Raw genomic sequence first — 21,995 nt, forward strand, 5'->3', positions numbered from 1 at the left:
TACCTAGTACTCCAGCTCATCCCGCCAGGAGTGGCGCGGCGCGAAGCCGACCAGACGGCGCGCTTTTTCATTACTGTAGAAAGTCTCAAATTCGCCCATCTCGCGCTTGATCGGCACCCCAGCGTAGAAGCGCTCAATGACTTGGGCGTTGGTCAGGCCCACCGAAAGATCGTCATTGGCGACGTTGAATACCTGGTAGCCCAGGCCGTCTGTTTTCAAGCAGCAATCTACCATCTGGCCCAGATCCCGGGCGTCGATGTAGGCGAAGATATTGCGGCGGCGTAGGGCGGGGTCTTCCATATAGGCGGGAAAATTCTGGCGGTACTCGTGGGGCTCAATAACGTTATTGATGCGCAGGCCGTAGATGTCGATGCCCGAGCGTGCCTGGAAAGAGCGCGCCGTTACCTCGTTGACTACTTTGCTCATGGCGTAGCTGTCTTGAGGCACGGTGGGGTGATCTTCATCGATGGGGAGGTAGTCCGGCTTCTTTTCGCCATCAGCGAAGCAAACGCCATAAGTGGTCTCGCTGGAGGCGAAGATGACCTTGGGAATGCCCAGTTTGGTGGCAGCATCGAGAATATTGTAGGTACTGAGCGTATTGATGCGGTACGTCTCGTTGTCTGGTCGATGCAGAATGGCGGGGATCGCCGCAAAGTGGACAATCGCATCGTAACGCGGCACGCCGGTGCCCGGTTCCAGCTCGTCAAAATCGGCGTAGGCCTGGCAGGCATTAAACACTTGGCCTGCGTCGGTCAGGTCGGTTTTCAGGGTCGTAATACCGGGTACATCAGAGACTACCCAATCCAGATTAGTGACTCGGTGACCTTGGTCGCGAAGATAAGCGGTCGCATGACGGCCTGCTTTACCGCTACCACCGGTGAACAAAATACGCATAAGAATTCTCCGATTGTTATAATGAATTACCGAACCTTAGCAAAGAATGACTCATCTCGCTGGGCCCTACTAGGAGGTGGCATATGACTCACATGTACAACCCCCCGCACCCCGGTGAGACGCTGCGCGAAGATGTGTTGCCGGCGCTGGGCATTAGTGTGACGGAAATGGCGCGCCGCTTGGGTGTGGCGCGGGAAACACTTTCACGGATTCTGCATGGACGGGCACCGATTAGCCCTGACTTGGCCGTTCGCCTGGAGCGGGCAGGCATTGGTCGTGCGCGTGCTTGGCTGGCGGTGCAGAGCGATTACGAACTGTGGCAGGCCGAACATCGCACCCAGCCGGTTATTGAGCGTTTCGCAGACCTGGCGTAACGCTAGCTTTGGAAAGTTTTTCCCCAAACAAAATAGATCAATGAGTTAAAGTGCCACACCAGACCCAGGGAGATACCAATATGCCCATCGTGACTATCCAGCAGTCGCCGCGTTCAGTCGAAATGAAGCGTGAACTGGCCCATAAAATTACCGAAGCGTTTTGCAAGCTTATGAGATATCGCCTGAAGCGGTGCAAATTTTCTTTGCTGAAACCAGTCATGAGAACTGGGCAAAAGGGGGCGAGCTAGCGGTTGATTGGCAGAAACAGTAGCGGCTGTCACTTCTCCAGATTTTACGGTGACAGCTTTAGCCTTCGACACTATCGAGCGTCGCTGTGGCGTTCTTTGGGCGTATTTCTCACCAACAAAAGATAAAAGCCTCTCCTAAAATAATGTTTGTGTTCTACACTAAACTTGATTCGGCTCTTTGTTGATCCGATCAATTATCGTCTGACATTAACAGCCTGACCCTAACAATAGTGCATCTACAAAACCGGGAGGTCGTTATGATCCATCATGTTTGGGGGCTTCTCCACCATCCTGAACGGGAGTGGCAACAGATTAGCGGCGAGCATGAGTCTGTCAGCCATCTCTATGCTCATCATGTCCTGTTACTCGCTGCTATTCCTGTCGTCTGTGCGCTGATAGGCACTACCCAGGTCGGCTGGACCTATGGTGGCTCTGAAACGTATAAGGTCTCTCTTGCCAATGGTCTTGCATTAGGGGTGGCTTTTTATGCGTTGATCCTAATGGCTGTGGCCGTTGTGGGCACTTTGATCCATTGGTTAGCCCGTCGTATAGACACGCGTCCCAGCCGCCGCGATTGCCTTATTTTCGCGGGTTACATTGCGACACCAATGTTCCTGTGTGGTGTTTTTGCCCTCTATCCGGCTTTCTGGTTCTGTATGCTGGGTATGGTGATCGGGCTGCTCTACAGCGCCTATCTACTTTATAAGGGAACCCCCAGTTTTTTAGGCATCAGCCATGAGCGTGGGTTTATCCTGTCAACAACGACGCTGGGGGTTGGTGTTTTGGTACTGGAGGCACTGCTTGTTGTGATTGTACTGCTGTGGAGTATGGGCACGGATCACAGCGTGGTTTGGCATCTCTTTCGATGAAGGGTCGCCCTGGCGCACTTGGTACAGGCGATAACTAAATTGCGCTACGAAACCGCATGATCTGTTTGCCATCGACGGGGTCATCGATTACGTGGGCATGCACCCCAAAGGTCTGCTGTAGTCTGTTGGCGGTGAGTACGTCGTGAGGGTGGCCGCTGTCGATCAAACGGCCGCCATCCATCACGCCGATGCGGTCACACTCCATGGCCTGGTTAAGGTCGTGCAGCGAGATTATCACCGTGATCGGCAACTGCCTGACCAATTCAAGAATCGATAGCTGATGGCGAATATCCAGGTGGTTGGTGGGTTCATCGAGGAGCAGGATTTTAGGCTTTTGAGCCAGGGCACGGGCAATATGCACCCGCTGGCGCTCGCCGCCTGAGAGCGTGTGCCAAAGCCGATCCGCCATATGCACCATATCGACATCCACCAGCGCCTGAACCACGATGGCATCATCTTCAGCTGACCAGGGGCGCAACGCGGTAAGAAAGGGCGTCCGGCCCAGCGCCACTACGTCACGCACGCTAATTCTATCCGTGGTGTCGGCCTGCTGCTCGACTAGGGCAATAGACTGTGCAATCGCCCGCTGCTTCAACGCGTGTAGAGGCTGGCTACCCATTAGCACCTGTCCTGCTTTGGGTTTGTTCAAGCCTGCCAACAGGCGAAGTAGCGAAGTTTTTCCCGAGCCGTTCGGCCCCACCAAACCAAAGGTTTGGCCGGGTTCGACAGTTAGATTGACGTCGCTAAGCAGTGGCGTGCCATGCACTGACCAAGCGAGCTGTTCAGCAGATAAACGCATTAAGACCTCTTGCCGCGCACGAGAATGAGCGCAAAGGCAGGTGCGCCAATCAGCGAAGTAATCACCCCGATGGGGAGTACCTGACCGGGCACCAGCACTCGGGAAAGAATATCTGAGCCGATCAAAAATACCGCACCCGCCAAGGCGGTTGCCGGTACCAGCCGGGTATGACGGCTACCGACGATAAAACGCATGGCATGGGGAATCACCAGCCCAACAAAGCCAATCGCTCCCACGATAGAGACCATTACCGCTGTGACCAGCGCCATGGCGATAATCAGCATGCCACGCACCGGGCGCACCGCGATGCCCATTGAGGCGGCGCTGTCGGCACCGAAGGTAAACGCATCCAGGGAGCGTCGGTGCCAGAGGCAAACCAGTAGCCCAAACAGCGCGGCAGGCACCGCCAAGGTGACATCGGCCCAGCGCACGCCAGAAAGGTTACCCATCAGCCAAAACATAATGCCCCGGGCCTGCTCGGCGCTCGCCGACTTGGTAATGATAAAAGCGGTCAGCGCATTGAATAGCTGTGATCCCGCAATGCCTGCCAGAATAATCGCTCCCGCTGCCTGAACGCCGCGGCCACCACCGACGCCGCTGTTAGCCGCATGGGCGAGCATCACCACGATACCAAAGGCAAGGAGGGCGCCCACAAAGGCACCCAGGGAGAGCGAAAGCGCCCCTGCGCCAATGCCAGCGACGGCCACGGCCACCGCACCGGTAGAAGCCCCAGCGGAAATGCCCATCAAATAGGGGTCGGCCAAGGGGTTACGCAGCAGCGCCTGAAGCACGACACCCGCCAGCGCCAGGCTAGTACCACAACAGGCAGCGACCACGGCGCGGCTAAGCCGGTAGTTCCAGATAATGCCTGCATCGATCCGGTCAACCGCATAATCCGCGCCCAGTAGCTGATTGGCGAGCACTTTGAGAATGGTATCAACGGGAATCGGTGTCTCGCCGATGGCGGTGCCTGCAATCAGCGCTGCCACCAGCACAAGCGGCGTTATCCATAGCCAGCGTAGTCCAAAGCCCGCCGTCGTTAGCCGCGCTATCGCTATGCTCATTCGTTAAACGACATGTTGGATAGCGCTTCAGCCAGCGACTCAAGGCCGTAGATACTGCGCATCGTGGCGCTCATGGCATGGGCATCCATTTCGACGATTCGATTATTTTTAACCGCCGTCATTTCACGGGTGACCGGGTCACTGCGCAGAAACTCACGCTTGGCTTCAATGTCGTCGGCGGGAAAGCGGCGGCGATCCATGCTGGCGATCACGAGCACATCGGGGTCAGCCCTGGCGATGCTCTCCCAGCCCACCGTCGGCCACTCCTCATTAGACTCGATCACATTATGAATACCGAGCTTATCCATCATATAGCCCGGTGCTCCGAGCTGACCCGCAACGAAGGGACTAACCCCCAGGTCTGTCGAGGAGAACCAGAATGCGGCTGACAGATCTTCCGGCAAATCAAGGCTGCTCGCCAGGGCAATAGCACGCTCTTCGCGGTCGATCAGATCGGCTACAAGGGCCTCGCCAGCGTCTTGCACATCATAAATCTGTGCTAGTTCGGTGATTCCCTTATAGATCGAATCCGTAGAGAAAGCGGCCGTGCGGGTGCCATCGCCGCCGGTAGAGTTATCCTTGGTATCGCAGTCGGCGGGCATAATATAGGTATTAATACCCAGTTCATGAAACTGCTCACGGGTGGCGACACTGCCGGTGGGGCCTACGTGCCACTCATACTGTACCGCCACCAGGTCAGGTCGCTTATTGACCACGGCCTCAAAGCTTGGGTCGTCATCGGCGATCCGCTCGATCGCTTCATTGGCTTCAGCAAACTGGGGCAGAACTGGATTAAACCAAACCGAGGTGCCATTCACTCGATCAGTGAGCCCCAGCGAATAGAGGATCTCCGTGGCTGACTGGCCTACCGTCACCGTTCGCTCCGGGGGCGACGCCACGCTGATCTCTACGCCGCAGTTGGTTAGCGTAAGCGGGTAGTCGGTGGAGGCGTCAGCCGCTTGTACAAGGCCAACAGCGCTCGCGGCGATGGCCGTGGTCAATCTCAACATCATGTACACTCCCGTGCATGATGAGCTTAGCATTCGGCCAGAAAATACCGACCGAGCCACTTCGCTCGAGGTAAGTAATATATCGGCAGTTCTCCTGACTGACGGGTCATGGCTAGCTCGCCTTCCCAGACGCTGTGTCCAGTGGCATCAAAGAGCATCGCTCGCCGCCTACAGTTGCGGGGGCAGTTCCGTTTCGCGGCAAGCCGCGGCGGATTCTCTATTAAGTTCCGTGGGGAACACCGACACTGGCCATTCTAGGTGGCAGGGGGAGAGCGAACAACACAAAGCCTAAGGATCTTATGAAACTCCGTCATAATAGTTATGTTATAACATTGTATTTTGAAGGCGTGTAAAAATCCAGCGGCATTCGTAGCGTCAGCTGATATACGCCCTCGCAAAGTTAACCGCTTGCAACAGATTGGCTTCGCCGCCATGCCTTCCTCTATACTGAAGACCTTTTAAATTCCCACTTCTTTATGAATGGTTTTATTATCACTCAGCTAGTTACTATGAATCATATTCAAGTCCCGCGCTCCCCAGATCAGTTGGCTAATAGTGATCGGTTAGTGGGCTTGGCCAGCACGGGAGGTGCCGGTGAGTGAGTTTCCCTTTGCGGCGGTGGTTGGCCAGGAGGCGCTAAAAACCGCGCTGCTCCTTAACGCCATTAATCCGCGCATCGGCGGGGTGCTGATTAGCGGGCCAAGAGGCAGCGCCAAGTCGACTTTAGCCCGGGCGCTAGCCGCCATTCTGCCTGGCGATAGCGACGGGCAGCGTGCCCCTTTTGTCACTCTGCCGCTGGGTGCCAGCGAAGACAGGCTGGTTGGCAGTCTGGATCTGCAGAAGGTGCTGGCCGATGGCGAAGCCACCTTTCATGCCGGGCTGCTGGCGAAAGCCGACGGTGGGGTGCTCTATGTGGATGAGGTCAATCTGCTGCCAGATACCCTGGTTGATCTGCTGCTGGACGTGGCCGCCAGCGGCACCAATATCGTTGAGCGCGATGGCATTAGCCACTCCCACCCGGCGCGCTTTAGCCTGATCGGCACCATGAACCCCGACGAAGGCGAGCTGCGCCCTCAACTGCTTGACCGCTTCGGTCTCTGCCTTGAGCAGGAAGGTGCCATAAGCATCGACGAGCGCATTGCCATCGTGCAGCAGCGGGAGGCTTTTGACCGCGATCCTGCTGGAACGCTGCAACACTTTGAGTCTGCCCAGGCCGCCCTGACCGAGCGGATTGCTAAAGCCCAGCGTTTGCTCAAGGAGATCACCACCGACCCCTGGGTGTATCGAACCATTGCCAACCGCTGTGAAGCCGCCGGGGTTGAAGGCCTGCGCGCCGACGTTACCTGGCACCGCGCTGCCCAGTCTCATGCCGCCTGGCGTGGCGGGGCTAGCGTGGAGCAGCAGGATATTGACACCGTTGAGCCCTGGGTGCTGGCGCATCGGCGTACCCAGCCCCCTGAGCAGCACCCGCCTTCATCGCCGCCTAAGCAAACGCCTTCCCAAGGCGAGGGTGGTTCGTCGTCAGCCAATACGCCCAGCGTCGGGTCGTCCAGTCAGCAGGGTGAACAGGGCCAGTGGGGTGCTATGCCCCCCATGGTTCAAGCGTCGATTAGCCAGCCAGCACTGAAACTGCCCGATAGCGATGAGTTTGCTCAGCGGGGTAAGCGTGCCGATACCGCTTCCAGCGCGGGCAAAGGCGGTGTGCTGGGCCGTGGGCGTTCCCAAGAGACGACTTCGCGGCTGAACGGCTTTGCGACCATTATCGCCAATCGCGGCCAGTGGCCCTGGCAGCAGTTAAAAATGCGCAAGGCCCGGGCGGGGCAGGCGACGGCGCACTTGGTGCTGCTGGATACCTCCGGCTCGACCCTGGGCCAGCGCCTGTTGGGTCAGGCGAAAGGATTGGTTGAATCGCTGGTGACCCAGGCCTACGCCGCGCGGGAGCAGGTGGCAGTGCTGGGGTTTGGTAATGGCGGGGTGGTGTCGATACTCTCCCGCCGCCGTGCGCCCAAAAAAGCTCGGGGCACTCTTGATAACGCCAAGGGCGGCGGAGGAACCCCGCTGCGGGAAGCGATTATTGAAGCCAAACGCCTGATTCGCCAGTGGCAGCAGCGGGAGCCCGGACTGCAGGTGCGCACCTACCTGATTACCGATGGCCGCACCCGAGAATCCGTTGACGATCTCGCCCCGCTGGGCGAGTGTTTGTTAATCGATACCGAACACTCCAAGGTCAAACGCGGTCAGGGGGCACGCATTGCTCAACAGCTGGGCGCACGCTATTGCCCCGCTGGTTTTGCAAAGCCTTCTTTTATAAAGCCATCTTTTGTAAACCCTCTTTGAACGACTAACGGGGAAACCCCATGAGCGACGCTAGCCATCTAAACCGTATGCAGCGCAAAAAAGAGGTGATCGATGAGCGCATTAGCCGCGCCACCGAAGAGCGCGGCGTATTGATTCTGCTCAAAGGCAACGGCAAGGGCAAAAGTAGCTCCGCCTTTGGCACCATGGCGCGCTCGCTGGGACACGGACAGCAGTGCGCGGTGATTCAGTTTATTAAGGGCCGTCGCGAAACCGGCGAGTACCTGTTCTTCCGTGATCATCCCAAACTCGATTGGCACATTATGGGCCACGGCTTTACCTGGGAAACCCAAGACCGGGAGCGGGATATCGAAGCCGCCCAGGCCGCCTGGCTAGTCGCCAAAGGGTTGCTGGAAAACCCTGATTACCACCTGATCGTGTTGGATGAGATGAGCTATATGTTCAAGTACGGCTATCTCGACCCCGAACCAGTGGTAGAAGCGCTTAAGCGCCGCCCCGCCCATCAAAACGTGATTATTACCGGGCGCACCATGGCAACGCCGCTCCAGGAAATCGCTGATACTATCAGCACTGTTCAGGACGAACGCCACGCCTTTCGCGGCGGTGTCAAAGCACAGCTGGGGATCGAATACTAATGAGCACCCCAACGACGACTTGCCCCGCACTGTTTATCGCCGCCCCAGCCTCAGGCCAGGGCAAAACCACCGTGACGGCGGGGCTGGCGCGGCTGCTGCGCAATCAGGGCAAAGTGGTGCGGGTATTTAAAACCGGCCCGGATTATCTAGACCCGCAAATACTCGCCCAGGCCTCTGGCCAGCCGGTAGACCAGTTGGATCTATGGATGGCAGGTGAGGCCTACTGCCGCCAGCGCTTTTATGACGCCGCCTGTGAAGCAGATTTGATTCTGGTCGAGGGCGCCATGGGGCTGTTCGATGGTGAGCCCTCCAGCGCAGATCTGGCGGCCTTGTTCGATATTCCCATGGCGATCGTCATGGATGTAAAAGGTATGGCCCAAACCGCCGCGGCGCTGGTCTCGGGGCTTGCCAGCTTTCGTGACGATATCCATATCGCCGGGCTTATCGCCAATGCCTGCGGCTCGCAGCGCCACCGTGAGTTGATCGAAGGCGCGCTGCCGCCCTCGATTCCGTTGCTGGCCGCCGTGCCCCGCGATCCTGCTTTATCGCTCCCCGAGCGCCACTTGGGGCTGGTACAGGCAGCAGAGATTCGTGAGGATCTGGAAGCACGCTTTGAGGCGGGCGCCAAAGCACTGGAAGCGGCAGGACTGCTGGAAGCCCTCGCCGCACTGCCACCGGTGACCTTTAGCGCACCTCAAGAGAAACTCGCCACTGTTAAGCCCGCGCTTAAAGGGCACACCATTGGCGTGGCAAGCGACGCCGCCTTTAGCTTTATCTATCAGGCCAATTTGGATCTGTTAGAGCAGATGGGCGCCACGCTGCGTTTCTTCTCGCCGCTAACGGATAGCCGACTGCCAGAGTGCGACGCCCTGTGGCTACCGGGAGGTTACCCGGAACTGCACGCCGACACCCTTGCGGATAACAGCGCCATGCGCGCGGCCATTCAGGCGTTCTTTAACGCCGATAAACCGATCCTAGCCGAGTGTGGTGGCCTGCTCTACTGCCTGGAAACCCTCACCGGCTATGACGATGTGACCCATACCCTGTTAGGCCTGCTGCCAGGGCAGGGCGCCATGCGCGGTCGCCGGGGCTGCCAGGGGATGCAAACCGCCGAGCTACCGGAAGGGCCAGTGCGCGGTCATGCCCACCACCGCTCCATGGCAGAGGGAACCCCTGAGCCGATTGCTCACGGCCGTCGCCAGCGCCACCCCGCACCGGGGGAAGCGATTTACCGTCAAAAGCGCCTGACGGCGACCTATTTACATCTGTTTTTTCCCAATAATCCTGACGCCGTTGCCCGCTTGTTTTTATCAGCTCCTTTTTCATCAACCCAGGCACACGGCGAACAACAACTTCCTAGTGAGGCATTTACGCATGCAACTCAATAAAATTCCGGCCACGGTAGTCACCGGTTTCCTCGGCAGCGGCAAAACCACCCTGCTGGCCAATATTCTGCGCCAGGTGACCGGCAAGCGGATCGCCGTGATCGTTAACGAGTTCGGCGAGCAGGATATCGACTCCAGCCTACTGCGCAGTTGCGCACTGGGGTGTGAAGAGGGTAGCGAAGGCGAGCAGCTAGACGGTGGAGATGGCAGTATCTATGAGCTGGCCAACGGTTGTATCTGCTGCACGGTGGAAGAGGAGTTTCTACCGGTAATGAAAAAGCTGGTCGCTCGCCGTGATGATATCGACCATATCCTGATCGAAACTAGCGGGCTGGCGCTGCCCAAACCCCTGGTGCAGGCGTTTAACTGGCCTGACGTGCGCCAGCACTGCACCGTGGATGCGATTATTACCGTGATCGATGGCCCCGCCGTGGCCGCTGGCCGCTATGCCAGCGACGTCGATAAAGTCGAAGCCCAGCGCCGCGCCGATGAAAGCCTCGACCACGACCCCAGCCTGCGCGAACTGCTCGATGATCAGCTCAGCGCAGCGGATCTGGTGCTGGTGAGCAAGGCCGACTTACTCAGCCCGGAAGAGCGTGCCCGGGTGGAAGCGGTGATTCAGGCGCGGGTGAGTGCCTCGGTGAAAACGCTGTTTATCGATCAGACATTAACTGGCGATACCGCCCAGCTGGAAGCGCTGATGGGTATTGGTGCGGCCAGCGAAGAGAACATTGATAGCATCACCAACCACCACGATAAGCACCACGCCGAAGGCGCTCACCACGACCACGCCCACGATAACTTTGACTCCTGCGTGATTACCCTGGGCGAAGTGGATGGCGACGCCCTGGCCAGCAAGCTGCAGCAGCTGCTGATAGACCATGAGATCTATCGTGCCAAGGGCTTTGCGGCGATTCCCGGTAAACCGATGCGCCGGGTTATTCAGGCGGTGGGCGAGCGCCTGGAAGGCTACTTCGACCGGCTTTGGGCCCAGGACGAACTCCGCCAAACCCAACTGGTGATTATTGGTAAAGACCTGGATATTCCAGCGCTGCGCGAAGCGCTAGCTGACACAGAGGTTCAAACGTCTTCTCAAACGGCTAGCTAATGCACTTATTCGCCGCTAAGCCGGGGGGCTTTGTCGATGATGAAGGCATCATCGATCTACAGCAGAGCCCCGCCGAGGTCGTGATACTCTCCGCCGCCGATAGCAATCTTTCGGCGTTGGCCCAGGCGGTTGATCGCCTGGGTGAGGCCTACCCCTCGGTGCGGCTGGCCAACTGGATGAATTTGGTCAAGCCCGCCGCCTACGATCTTTACGAAGATCGGGTGCTGGAAAAAGCTCAGTTGGTGATAGTTTCGCTGCTGGGCGGCAAGGCCTACTGGCCCTACGGCCATGAGCGCCTGCTTGCCTGGGCGGCAGCCAAACCCGGCCGCCAGCTGATTCTGGTGCCGGGCTGCGACGCCCCGGATGATGCGCTGCTGGAAGACTCCACCATTGCCTTTGATGATGCCTACCGGGTGTGGCGCTATCTACGCGAGGGCGGTACTGATAACGCCGAGCAGCTGCTGCGGTTTGTTGCCAATGAGTATATGGCCAGCGAGTGTGTAGATAGAAGTCTGAGCGACTGGCAGGAGCCCAAGGTGATTCCACCAGCGGTGATTTATGCGCCGCAAGAACAGCAGGCGTCAAGCCTTAGCGAGTGGCGTGATCGGCAGGTGCCAGGGCGGCCGGTATGCCTGCTGCTGTTTTATCGCAGCCATCTGCAGGGGGCCAATACCGCCGTGCCCGACGGTATGATCGCGGCGCTTAAAGACCAGGGGCTGGAGCCCTTGGCGGTGGCGGTGGCCTCCTTAAAAGAGGGGCCGTGCATTGATTTTATTAATCACCTGATTGAGCAGACCGGCGCTATGCTGGTGATTAACACCACCAGTTTTGCGGTTAATCGTAATGCCGATGGGTTGGATGCTTTGGGTGATACACCTGCTTCTGACCTGCAAAATAGTCTGTTTGTCGGGCGGCCCGTGGTGCTCCAGGCGATCCTTGCCAGCAGCACCACCGAAGATTGGCAGGGTATGGCCGCCGGGCTGCATAGCCGCGATGTGGCCATGCAGGTGGTACTGCCGGAAATGGATGGGCGCATCATCACCCGGGCGGTGGGGTTTAAAGCCGAAGCCCACTACAACCAGCGCTGCCAATTGGCGGTTACCCACCACGTGATCCACCCGGAGCGGGCCGCCTTTGTGGCCGAACTGGCCCGGCGCATCTGCTCCCTGCGGCTCACCCCCAATAGCCAAAAGCGCATCGCGCTGATTATGGCCAACTACCCCAATCGCGATGGCCGGATCGGCAATGGGGTAGGGCTGGATACCCCCGCCTCGACACTGAATATTTTGACCGCCTTGGCCGAGGCAGGCTATCCCCTTAGCGAACTGCCAGAGAGTGGTGATGAGTTAATCCGCCTGCTCCAAGGCGCGGTAACCAACGACCACGCCAGCCTCGATCAGCGCGTCTGCTGGCAGAGCATCAGCGTTGACGACTACCTGGCCTGGTTTAAAACCCTGCCAGCGGAGCTGCAGAACATCGTCTGGACGCGCTGGGGCGCACCGCAGGATGACCCCAAATGCCGGCAAGGGCGGTTGATGATCGCGGGCATCCGCTTAGGCGACACCTTTGTGGGTATCCAGCCTGAGCGGGATTTTATCGAAGATCTCACCCAGTCCTACCACGATATGCAGTTAGCGCCGCCCCATAGCTACTTGGCGTTCTACTTCTGGCTGCGCGAACACTACCAAGTCGATGCGGTTATCCACGTGGGCAAGCACGGCAATTTAGAGTGGCTGCCGGGAAAAAGCACTGCGCTAAGCGCCGACTGCTGGCCGGATATCGCCCTGGGGCCGCTGCCGCACTTTTATCCGTTTATCGTCAATGACCCCGGCGAGGGCGCCCAGGCGAAACGGCGCAGTCAGGCGGTGATTATCGACCACTTGATGCCGCCCCTGGCCCGGGCTGAGCTCTACGGCGCCATGGCCGAGCTCGAAGCGCTTACCGACGAGTACTACCAGGCGCTGGATATGGATCCCCGCCGGGAAGCGTTGATACGCAGCCAGATTCTCGCCCACCTGCGTGATACCGGGATTGACCAGGAGTTGGCTCACGCGAGCGACGACGCCGAACTTCTCAACGAACTGGATACCTTTCTCTGCGATATCAAAGAGTCCCAGATTCGCCACGGGCTGCACGTGCTCGGCAACTTGCCGCCGGAAGAGAAACGGGCGGGCACCCTGGTGGCGCTACTGCGGCTGCCCAGGGGCGAAGCGGTGGCTCAGCGCGGCCTGCTGCACAATTTAGCTCGCGATTTGGGGTTGATTGAGCAACATGATGGTAAGCCTTTTGACCCCCTGGCCGCCGCCAACGAACCCTGGCTGGGGCCGAGGCCTGCTATTTTGATCGAACAGCTTGATGCCCATTGGCGCACTGGCGCGGATACTAGGGAGCGCCTGGAACTGCTCGCCGAACGCTGGGTGAGCGATTACGTATTAGCGCCCGGCTGCCTGGATGAGCTGGCCCGGGATTATCCTGATACCGCAGAGCAACTGCGCTATGCCCGTGAGCACTTATGGGTCGCCATGCAGCGTGGCGTTAAGATGGAACTTCAGTCACTGCTGGACGGCCTTGAGGGCATCTTTGTACCCGCCGGGCCCAGCGGTGCCCCCAGCCGGGGACGGTTGGATACGCTGCCCACCGGGCGCAACTTTTTCAGCGTCGATAACCGCTCGATTCCTTCTCCCGCCGCCTGGAGGCTGGGCGAAAAGTCCGCCCAGGCGTTTGTCGAGCGCTACCTGCAGGATAACGGCGACTACCCGCGGCGGTTGGGCCTATCGATTTGGGGCACCGCCACCATGCGCACCGGCGGCGATGATATCGCCCAGGCCTTTGCGCTCATGGGCGTGCGCCCTAAATGGTCGCTGGGCTCCCAGCGGGTCAGTGACTTCGAAGTTATTCCCTCGATGCTGCTTAATCGCCCACGGGTGGACGTTACGCTACGGGTCTCCGGGTTTTTCCGCGATGCGTTTCCCAATGTGATTCGTCTGTTTGACGCCGCCGTGCAAGCGGTCGCCGCCTATGAGGAACCGGGCAACAGCAACACCATCCGCGAGGCGGTGTTAGCCCGCCAGCAAACGCTGGAAGCCCAGGGGCTAAGTCCGGAAATGGCTGCTCAGGAAGCGAGCTACCGCATCTTCGGCAGCAAGCCCGGCGAGTATGGCGCGGGCCTCAACCGGCTGATTGAGAACCGCGCTTGGGAGAGCGCCGACGATTTAGCCGAAGCCTATCTCGATGCCGGGGCCTACGCCTACGGCCAGTTTAAGGAGTCGGGCACGGCCGCGCGGGGTGCCTTTGAACAGCAGCTCCAGGGGCTGGATGCGGTGATGCAAAACCAGGATAACCGCGAGCACGATATTCTCGACTCTAACAGCTACTACGCCTTTCAGGGTGGGATGGCCAACGCCAGCCGCGCGCTAAGCGGTCAGGCGCCGGTGATTTATCACGCCGACCACGCCAACCCCGCCGCGCCCAAGATTCGTACCTTGAAAGAAGAGCTTGCCCGGGTGATTCGTTCCCGGGTGTTAAACCCCAAGTGGATCAACGCCATGCGCGAGCACGGCTATAAGGGCGCGTTTGAAATGGCCGCCACGGTGGACTACCTGTTTGCCTACGACGCCACCACCGATCTGATTGCCGACTACCAGTACGCCCAGGTGAGCGACGCCCTGGTGTTCGACGCCGCCAATCAGCAGTTCCTGCGCGAGCACAACCCGGCTGCCCTGGAAGAGATGGCCGAACGATTACTCGAAGCGGCCCAGCGGGGCATGTGGCAAGACCCCGGCGAGCACGGCCAGGCGCTGCAGGATCTGCTGCTGGAAATGGACGAAGCCAAAGAGACCAACGGTCATGCCGCCCAGCCCACGCATTAAAGGCTGGTGCCCCGGCGCGTGGCGACCCATGGCCACCGGCGATGGCCTGTTGGTAAGGGTGCGCCCGCCCTTGGGCGAGCTATCGCGGGCTCAACTGCTGGCGCTATGCGACGCCGCCGAGACCTTTGGCAGTGGTTTGATCGAGCTCACCAGCCGCGCTAATTTCCAGCTGCGCGGCGTGACCGACACCAGCTGGCCGCTGTTAATGGCCTTTCTGGTTGAGCACCAGTTGGTCAGCGCCGACCCGGAAGCAGAGCGTCAGCCGCAGCTGATGCTGGCACCACACTGGCAAGCGGGGGATGACTCGCCTACCATTGCCAGCTTGCTGCAAGCACGGGGCAACGAATTAGCCGTCATGCCCGGCAAAGTGGGTATCGCCATCGATGCGGGCAAAGCGCCGGTATTGAGCGATAGCGCCGCTGATTTTCGCGTTGAGCGCTCAGTGGAAGGCTGCCTGCTGGTGCGTGCTGATGGCCATACATTAGGCACCGAGGTGAATGATACGGAAGGCGCCGTGGAACAGCTAATCCGACTCACCCACTGGTTTGTGGAGAGCGGCGGCTGGGACTCCGGGCGTATGCGCCGCCATAAAGCGCCACTGCCGGAGTGGGCGCCCACTGATACGGCCCCAGCGCCCCCCGGCGCTAAGCTGGCACTGGGCAGTCATCCCGCTGGCCAGGTGGTGGGGCTGCCCTTTGGGCGCGCCACTGCCGCAACGTTGCGTGATTTGGTAGCGCCTGAGAGTGCTACCGCCGTACAGGTCACGCCCTGGCGGCGCCTGCTGGTTAAACAGAGGCTAGGGCAGGGCGATGCAGCGCCAGCGGATGACGGCTTAATCCGGCATAATAGCGACCCGCGGCTATTGATGGATGCCTGCCCCGGCGCGCCGTACTGTGAACAGGCCAGCGTCGCGACCCAGCCCCTTGCCGAGCGGCTAAGTGGCCTGAAAAACAGCAGCGTCCATTTATCCGGGTGTGCTAAAGGCTGCGCCCGTCGCACACCGGCCGATGTTTGTTTGGTAGGTGAGGCCGGCCGATTTAATCTTATTGTTAACGGCAGTGCCGATAGCACGCCGGTTAAGACAGGCCTCACCGAGAGTGAGGCGTTGGATTTTATGAGCAAGCTCAGCGAAAGCAGTTAGGTTGATCGAAGTTAATAATAGCGGCTTATATACTTGGTAGCTGAGTGCCAGGACAGGTTTCCGCGAGGGCGCTGTGAACCCATTCGTGGGCGCTACTTTCGACATCCATGTCGAAAGACCCTCGCTACAACCTGACCTGGCACGCATGCCTTGCGGTTTGCCAACTGCGAATTAGTTTATTTGGAGAATTTGGGTGCCCTATAAGTATGAAACAAGCGGCCCGGCGATTTACCGGCAGTCATTTGCCATTATCCGCAGCGAGGCGGAGCTTGCCCGCTTTTCAGCGGAGGAAGAAACGGTCGCAGTGCGCATGATTCACGCCGCCGGGCTGGTGGAATTGGCCGCGTATATTCACTTTCAAAACGATGTGGTCAATAAGGCCCGCGCCGCTTTGGAGCAGGGCTCACCTATTCTTTGCGATGCACGGATGGTCTCGGAAGGCATTACCCGCAAACGGCTGCCCGCGGATAACCAAGTCATCTGTACCCTTAACGATGAGCGCACCCCCACGCTCGCCCAGGAGATGGCCAATACCCGCTCGGCGGCGGCGCTGGAGCTGTGGCGCCCCCACCTTGAAGGCGCCGTGGTCGCCATTGGCAACGCGCCCACTGCGCTTTTCCATCTACTCAATATGCTCGAAGATCCAGACTGCCCACGCCCGGCAGCGATTATCGGCTGCCCGGTAGGCTTTGTGGGCGCAGCAGAATCCAAGGAAGCACTGCTGGCAACAACTGAACTCTCCAGCTGTATCGTGCGCGGCCGCCTAGGTGGCAGCGCGGTGACGGTAGCGGCCATTAACGCCATGGCGGATCGTATCGAATGACGCAAGGGACGATTTACGGGGTTGGCTTAGGGCCAGGCTGCCAGGATTTAATGAGCGTGCGCGCCGACCGCTTGATTCGCGGCGCCAGTCACGTGGCCTATTTTCGCAAGAAGGGGCGTTGCGGCCATGCCCGCACCATCGTAGAGGGCTTGATTGCACCAGATGCAACCGAGCTGCCCATGGAGTACCCGGTCACCACGGAAATCCCCTTTGACGACCCCCGCTACAATGAGCTGCTGTCAGCCTTCTACGAGCGCAGCGTGGCCCAGCTGATCGAGATGGCCGAGGCCGGTTGCGATGTGGTGGTGCTGTGCGAAGGCGACCCGTTTTTCTACGGCTCCTTTATGCACCTCTACACGCGGCTACTGAACCGCGTGCCGGTCTCGGTGGTGCCGGGGATTACCGGCATGTCGGCGGCGTGGACGGCCACCGGTCAGCCGATTACCTGGGGCGATGACATCATGACCGTGCTGATGGCCACGCTACCGGAAGAGGCCTTGGCCGAGCGCATTGCCCAAACCGATGCGCTGGTGGTGATGAAGATTGGCCGCAACCTGGCTAAGCTGCGCCGGGCGCTGGTGCACGCAGGCCGTGAAGAGCAAGCGTGGCTAATCGAGTACGCCGCCATGACCCAACAGCGAGTTCTGCCCTTGAGGGAGGTGGGCGAGAGCGTGCCGTACTTCTCGATTGTGCTGATTCACGGCAATGGGCGGCGCCCATGAGCGGCTGGCTGAAAATCGTCGGCCTGGGGCCGGGGTCAGAAGCGATGATCACCCCCGAAGTCACGGCCGCGCTGCGGGAGGCCACCGATGTGGTGGGCTACGTGCCCTACGTCAATCGGGTCGCGCCTAGAGCTGGGTTAGTTCGCCACGGCTCGGATAATCGCGAAGAGATACGCCGGGCAGAGCACGCGCTACAGCTGGCGCTTGAGGGCCACCGGGTAGTGGTGGTGTCTTCCGGCGACCCCGGAGTCTTTGCCATGGCAGCGGCGGTGTTCGAGGCCTTGGAAACCGGCGATGCTCAGTGGCGCAAGCTGGATATCCAGGTACTGCCGGGCATTTCCGCCATGCTGGCGGCCAGTGCCAGCATTGGCGCGCCGCTAGGCCACGACTTCTGCTGCATCAATCTATCCGACAACCTCAAGCCCTGGGCGCTAATTGAAAAACGCCTGCGTCTGGCTTCTGAGGCCGACTTCGCCATGGCATTTTACAATCCCCGCTCCAAGGCGCGGCCCGAGGGTTTTGCGCGCACCTTGCAGGTACTACGGGAAGCCTGCGGCCCGGATCGATTGATCATCTTCGCCCGCGCGGTTTCCACCCCCGAGGAGTCGATTCGAGTCACCACGCTAGGCGAGGCAACGCCGGACATGGCCGATATGCGCACCCTGGTGATTGTCGGTTCCCAGCAGACGCGATTGATAGAGCGAGCTGGGGTACCGCTGGTTTATACGCCGCGCTCGGCTGATTAAGCGTATTGAAGATTAAGAGTGGCTATCGAGCCAGCTAATCACGTCATCAATACGATGAAGTTCGTGGCGGGGTGGCAGCGCTGGACGTTCGACCATCACAATGGGTAAGCCGAGCATACGGGCAGCGGTTAGTTTCGAAGCTGCCCCTTCGCCGCCGGAATTTTTACAGACGATGCGCTGGATGCGCTGATTTTCCAGCAGGGAGAGATCGCCTTCTAGCGTAAAGGGGCCTCGATCAATCACGGTGCTGACATCGGCCAGTGCTAACGGGCTAGCAGGCCGGTCGACCAAACGCAGCACGTAATGGTGTTGTGGCTGGGCGGCAAAAGCAGCAAGGTGCATGCGGCCAATGGCGAGCAGTACGCGCTGGGGCGGGCCAGCCATGGCGCTGACGGCTTCATCGATACTTGCCACGCTTTGCCACTGGTCGCCAACAACAGGTCGCCAGGCAGGCCGGGTTAGGGCAATGGCCTTAACGCCGCACTGGGCCGCAGCGGCGACAACGTTAGTGCTCATCTGCGCGGCAAAGGGGTGGGTGGCGTCAACAATATGGGTAATGCGTTCCTGAGCTAAAAAAGCGACAAGCCCACTTACGCCGCCAAAACCGCCAATGCGGGTAGGCAGTGGCTGAGGTTTTGGCGAGTTCACCCGCCCGGCGTAGCTGAAAATGGCGGGAAGGCCGCGCTTCGCGACAGCGCTGGCCAGGGCGCTGGCTTCAGAGGTTCCCCCAAGAATTAGGATTTTGATCATGGCTGAGGTTAACAACGCTCCCTGGTTGACGCTATTAGGCTGGGGGGAGAGTGGCATAGCGGGGCTAAATCCGGCAAGCCGGGAGGTGCTGGAAAATGCCCAGGTGGTATTCGGCGCACGCCGCCACTTACGCCTGCTGCCACCCCTAAATGCCGAAGTGCGTGAATGGCCGGTGCCCTTTGCCGACGGCATTCCCATGCTGTTAGATCAGCGCGGCCGCCGAGTCGTTATGCTGGTCTCCGGCGACCCCTTCTGGTTTGGGGCAGGCACTTCCTTATCCCGCCACCTGGCGGCAGACGAGTGGCAGTCGCTGCCATCGCCCTCCACCTTTAGCCTGGCAGCTTCCCGCTTGGGCTGGCCGTTGGAGCGCTGCACCTGCTTGGGTCTGCACGCCAAGCCGCTAAAGCGCATTCGCCCCTATCTGCATGCGGGCAGGCGTTTATTGGTGCTGGTGAGAGACGGCGAGGCGGTGGCCGAGTTAGCGGCACTGGTGAACAGCTTCGGCTTTGGCGATTCCCAACTAACGCTGCTGGAATCACTAGGCGGTGCCAATGAGCGTATTCGGACCCTACGCATAGATACTGCCTTGGCCGACGATATCGCCCACCCGGTCGCGGTAGCGCTGGACGTCGCAGGCCCCGGCCCCGCCTTGCCGCTTACCCCTGGCCTGCCGGATCACTTTTTTGACCACGATGGCCAAATCACCAAGCAGGCCGTGCGGGCGATGACCGTGGCGTCACTGGCGCCCATGCCCGGCGAGCGGCTATGGGATATCGGCACCGGCTCTGGCTCCATCGCCATTGAGTGGCTGCTCGCCCATGGGGATAATCAGGCCATCGGCTTTGAGCGCCACCCTGAGCGAGCGGCCAGGGCGCGAGCTAACGCTGCCAACCTGGGCGTTGACTGGCTGGAGGTCAAAGAGGGCAACGCGGTTGAAATACTCAACGAGGCACCGCTGCCGGATGCGGTGTTTATTGGCGGCGGGTTATCTCAAGCGCTGTTAGACGCCTTATGGCAGCGCCTACCCAAAGGCGTGCGCATCGTCGCCAATGCGGTCACCCTGGAATCCGAAGCACTGCTGACCCACTGGCATCAGCAGGCTGGCGGCGAGCTGCTGCGCCTTGAGCTGGCCAGCGCCGCCCCTATCGGCACCCGCCGGGGTTGGAAAGCCAGCTACCCGATTGTGCAGTGGCGGGCCGTTCGATGAACGATGTTTACGATGACAGCGCGATGAAGGGGCAGAAGATAAAAGTAGCGGGGTTTGGCTTTCGCAGCGAAGCGCCGATGGCCTCCCTTGCCCAAGCGCTGGATCAACTGATCGAACAGTATGGCGCCATCCACCGGCTGGCAGCGGCCCACTCCATGCTGCCGCTGGTTCAACAACTGGGCCGACTGCGTAGTATTGAGGTTATCGCCGTGGCGGATACCGAACTCTCTTCAGTGGCAACGCTCACCCACTCGGCTCGTAGTATGCAGGCCCGTGGTACGGGCAGCGTCGCCGAAGCCGTGGCGCTACTGGCAGCAGGGACAGGGGCAACGCTGCTTGGCCCAAGGTTAATATCAGCGGATCGGCAGGCGACTATTGCGGTGGCAGAAGGAGCTGACTAGAGGAATGACGGAATGACAGTACACTTTATCGGCGCTGGCCCCGGCGCGCCGGATCTACTTACCCTACGCGGTCGCGACTTAATCGCCGCCTGCCCGGTATGCCTCTATGCAGGCTCGTTAGTGCCAGAGCAGATTTTGGAACACTGCCCGGCAGGGGCAAGGGTAATCAACACCGCGCCGCTATCGCTAGACGAGATACTTCACGAAATTCAAACCGCTCACGCGGAAGGCCTGGACGTCGCCAGGCTGCACTCGGGGGATCTCTCGGTATGGTCGGCCATGGGCGAGCAGCTGCGCCGCCTGCGCGAACTGGATATCCCTTATAGCATTACTCCCGGCGTGCCCTCCTTTGCCGCAGCGGCGGCGACCCTAGGCCAGGAGCTAACACTACCCGGCGTGGCCCAGTCGGTGGTGCTTACCCGCACGCCGGGGCGGGCCAGCGGCATGCCCAGTGAAGAGACCCTGGCCAACTTTGCTCGCACCGGAGCAACGTTGGCGATTCATCTCTCGATCCATAATCTCGCCCAGGTAGTGGAAAGCCTGACGCCTTACTACGGCGAGCAGTGCCCGGTAGCGATTGTGTGGCGGGCAAGCTGGCCCGATGAGCGGGTAGTGCGCGGGCGGCTAGCCACTATAGAAACGCTGATCAATGACACCATGCAGCGCACCGCGCTAATTCTGGTGGGGCCGGTGCTGGAGAGCGACGACTTCCAGGAGAGCAGCCTCTATGCCGTAGGCTACGACCGCCGCTTTCGCCCTCAATCGGCGGATTCGCCCTTTGCCACACCCACTGATAAGAGCGAACCATGATTACGCTGTCGCTAATAGGTATCGGCACCGGCAACCTTGATCACGTCACCCTAGCAGCGGTGCGCGCCCTAAACCGCGCCGATGTGATCCTGCTGCCCCGCAAAGGCGACGCCAAATCAGACCTCCTCGACCTGCGCCGCCTGCTATGCGAACGGCTGTTAGAAGCACCGGTGACCACCAACATCGTCGAGTTCGATCTACCCAGCCGGGATGGCCGGGAAGACTACCTGGGCGCAGTAGACGACTGGCATGCTGCCATTGCCAGCGTATGGGCGCAGCTAATCGATCAACACCTACCCAACGGCGGGCGGGTCGGCATGCTGGTGTGGGGCGACCCCTCGCTTTTTGATAGCAGCCTGCGGATCACCCAGCGGCTAAGCGCAGCGGGCAGGGCGGTTGAGGTAGAAGTCGTGCCAGGCATCACCAGCCTGCAGGTGCTCACCGCCGAACATAAAATCCCGCTAAATGCCCTCGCCGAGCCAGTACAAATCACCACCGGCCGCCGCCTACGCGAACGCGGCTGGCCAAGCGATGCCGCCACCGTAGCGGTAATGCTCGACAGCGGCGGCGCCTTCACCACGCTGCCGCCGGAAGATACCTACATTTGGTGGGGTGCCTACCTGGGTATGGATAAACAGTGCTTGATCAAAGGCTGGCTAAGCGAGGTCAGCGACGAGATCATCCAACGCAGATCAAAGCTGCGCGAACAGCACGGTTGGATTATGGATATTTATCTGCTGGCCTGTAAACCGCAGCTATAAGCCTGAGCGAATGGGGCGGTTTTCCGTACAGTAATTCTAAAAAACCTGAATAATTGATAGGCT

20 protein-coding genes and 1 riboswitch are annotated in these 21,995 nt (G+C 59.8%); of the genes, 15 read left to right on the forward strand and 5 right to left on the reverse strand.

All coding sequences use genetic code 11. The annotated features are described in order from the left end of the window. Nucleotides 1–3: 3 nt before the first annotated feature. Entirely contained in the window at nt 4–894 is an 891-nt protein-coding gene (locus ACT3UM_RS19105) for an NAD-dependent epimerase/dehydratase family protein (RefSeq protein WP_498901461.1), read from the reverse strand. A gap of 83 nt (nt 895–977) precedes the next feature. Between ACT3UM_RS19105 and ACT3UM_RS19110 the strand changes: the two genes are divergently transcribed. Both ACT3UM_RS19110 and ACT3UM_RS19115 read left to right on the forward strand, forming a co-directional pair. Beyond that, a complete protein-coding gene (locus ACT3UM_RS19110; RefSeq protein WP_498901463.1) occupies nt 978–1,268 on the forward strand; it encodes a HigA family addiction module antitoxin in 291 nt (96 codons plus the stop codon). A 505-nt stretch (nt 1,269–1,773) separates the two neighbouring features. Then, nucleotides 1,774–2,385, forward strand: coding sequence for a Yip1 family protein (locus ACT3UM_RS19115; RefSeq protein WP_498901465.1), 612 nt, complete (start codon nt 1,774–1,776; stop codon nt 2,383–2,385). A gap of 34 nt (nt 2,386–2,419) precedes the next feature. Here ACT3UM_RS19115 and ACT3UM_RS19120 read toward each other — a convergent pair whose 3' ends face one another. The 3 genes from ACT3UM_RS19120 to ACT3UM_RS19130 are packed head-to-tail and all read right to left on the reverse strand — an operon-like array spanning nt 2,420 to nt 5,261. Beyond that, nucleotides 2,420–3,184 (reverse strand): ABC transporter ATP-binding protein, encoded by a 765-nt coding sequence (locus ACT3UM_RS19120; protein ID WP_498901467.1) that lies wholly within the window; start codon nt 3,182–3,184, stop codon nt 2,420–2,422. Next, nucleotides 3,184–4,248 (reverse strand): FecCD family ABC transporter permease, encoded by a 1,065-nt coding sequence (locus tag ACT3UM_RS19125; protein ID WP_498901470.1) that lies wholly within the window; start codon nt 4,246–4,248, stop codon nt 3,184–3,186. Before ACT3UM_RS19125 ends, ACT3UM_RS19120 begins: the two co-directional genes overlap by 1 nt. Beyond that, nucleotides 4,245–5,261 (reverse strand): ABC transporter substrate-binding protein, encoded by a 1,017-nt coding sequence (locus ACT3UM_RS19130; RefSeq protein ID WP_498901472.1) that lies wholly within the window; start codon nt 5,259–5,261, stop codon nt 4,245–4,247. The genes ACT3UM_RS19125 and ACT3UM_RS19130 overlap by 4 nt, the downstream gene beginning before the upstream one ends. Nucleotides 5,262–5,325: 64 nt before the next feature. Next, nucleotides 5,326–5,517: riboswitch (cobalamin riboswitch) on the reverse strand. 335 nt (nt 5,518–5,852) lie between these two features. On the opposite strand from ACT3UM_RS19130, the gene ACT3UM_RS19135 reads away from it, so the two are divergent. From ACT3UM_RS19135 to cobJ, 9 genes are all read left to right on the forward strand, one after another. Then, nucleotides 5,853–7,595 carry an AAA family ATPase gene (locus ACT3UM_RS19135; protein ID WP_498901474.1) on the forward strand — a complete coding sequence of 581 codons (1,743 nt, stop codon included), beginning with the start codon at nt 5,853–5,855 and terminating at the stop codon, nt 7,593–7,595. 20 nt (nt 7,596–7,615) lie between these two features. Further along, nucleotides 7,616–8,209 (forward strand): cob(I)yrinic acid a,c-diamide adenosyltransferase, encoded by a 594-nt coding sequence (gene cobO, locus ACT3UM_RS19140; protein WP_498901476.1) that lies wholly within the window; start codon nt 7,616–7,618, stop codon nt 8,207–8,209. Then, a complete protein-coding gene (locus ACT3UM_RS19145) occupies nt 8,209–9,597 on the forward strand; it encodes a cobyrinic acid a,c-diamide synthase CobB (protein WP_498901478.1) in 1,389 nt (462 codons plus the stop codon). Before cobO ends, ACT3UM_RS19145 begins: the two co-directional genes overlap by 1 nt. After that, entirely contained in the window at nt 9,584–10,702 is a 1,119-nt protein-coding gene (gene cobW / locus ACT3UM_RS19150; protein ID WP_498901480.1) for a cobalamin biosynthesis protein CobW, read from the forward strand. The genes ACT3UM_RS19145 and cobW overlap by 14 nt, the downstream gene beginning before the upstream one ends. Then, entirely contained in the window at nt 10,702–14,571 is a 3,870-nt protein-coding gene (cobN, locus tag ACT3UM_RS19155) for a cobaltochelatase subunit CobN (RefSeq protein WP_498901482.1), read from the forward strand. Before cobW ends, cobN begins: the two co-directional genes overlap by 1 nt. Next, nucleotides 14,549–15,712, forward strand: coding sequence for a ferredoxin-like domain-containing protein (locus ACT3UM_RS19160; protein ID WP_498901484.1), 1,164 nt, complete (start codon nt 14,549–14,551; stop codon nt 15,710–15,712). The genes cobN and ACT3UM_RS19160 overlap by 23 nt, the downstream gene beginning before the upstream one ends. Nucleotides 15,713–15,905: 193 nt before the next feature. Beyond that, entirely contained in the window at nt 15,906–16,535 is a 630-nt protein-coding gene (locus ACT3UM_RS19165) for a precorrin-8X methylmutase (protein ID WP_498901486.1), read from the forward strand. After that, nucleotides 16,532–17,257 (forward strand): precorrin-2 C(20)-methyltransferase, encoded by a 726-nt coding sequence (locus ACT3UM_RS19170; RefSeq protein WP_386078292.1) that lies wholly within the window; start codon nt 16,532–16,534, stop codon nt 17,255–17,257. Before ACT3UM_RS19165 ends, ACT3UM_RS19170 begins: the two co-directional genes overlap by 4 nt. Next, nucleotides 17,254–18,003: a precorrin-3B C(17)-methyltransferase gene (gene cobJ / locus ACT3UM_RS19175; protein WP_498901489.1), complete on the forward strand. Its 750-nt coding sequence runs from the start codon at nt 17,254–17,256 to the stop codon at nt 18,001–18,003. Before ACT3UM_RS19170 ends, cobJ begins: the two co-directional genes overlap by 4 nt. A 12-nt stretch (nt 18,004–18,015) precedes the next feature. Here cobJ and ACT3UM_RS19180 read toward each other — a convergent pair whose 3' ends face one another. After that, nucleotides 18,016–18,753, reverse strand: a complete 738-nt coding sequence (locus tag ACT3UM_RS19180; protein ID WP_498901491.1) for a cobalt-precorrin-6A reductase — start codon at nt 18,751–18,753, stop codon at nt 18,016–18,018. Between ACT3UM_RS19180 and cbiE the strand changes: the two genes are divergently transcribed. The 4 genes from cbiE to cobF are packed head-to-tail and all read left to right on the forward strand — an operon-like array spanning nt 18,752 to nt 21,932. Next, on the forward strand, nt 18,752–19,960 hold the full coding sequence (gene cbiE, locus ACT3UM_RS19185; RefSeq protein WP_498901493.1) for a precorrin-6y C5,15-methyltransferase (decarboxylating) subunit CbiE: 1,209 nt from the start codon (nt 18,752–18,754) through the stop codon (nt 19,958–19,960). The genes ACT3UM_RS19180 and cbiE overlap by 2 nt on opposite strands. Before the next feature lie 23 nt (nt 19,961–19,983). After that, the gene (locus ACT3UM_RS19190; RefSeq protein WP_498901518.1) at nt 19,984–20,361 is read left to right on the forward strand and encodes a cobalamin biosynthesis protein; all 378 of its coding nucleotides are present in this window, start codon (nt 19,984–19,986) and stop codon (nt 20,359–20,361) included. A 12-nt stretch (nt 20,362–20,373) separates the two neighbouring features. Then, complete coding sequence (cobM, locus tag ACT3UM_RS19195) at nt 20,374–21,171, forward strand: precorrin-4 C(11)-methyltransferase (RefSeq protein WP_498901495.1); 798 nt, start codon at nt 20,374–20,376, stop codon at nt 21,169–21,171. Further along, a complete protein-coding gene (cobF, locus tag ACT3UM_RS19200; RefSeq protein WP_498901497.1) occupies nt 21,168–21,932 on the forward strand; it encodes a precorrin-6A synthase (deacetylating) in 765 nt (254 codons plus the stop codon). The genes cobM and cobF overlap by 4 nt, the downstream gene beginning before the upstream one ends. Nucleotides 21,933–21,995: the final 63 nt, after the last annotated feature.

Origin of the sequence: Halomonas sp. AOP13-D3-9 (assembly GCF_052379125.1) — a bacterium.
GTDB lineage: Bacteria > Pseudomonadota > Gammaproteobacteria > Pseudomonadales > Halomonadaceae > Vreelandella.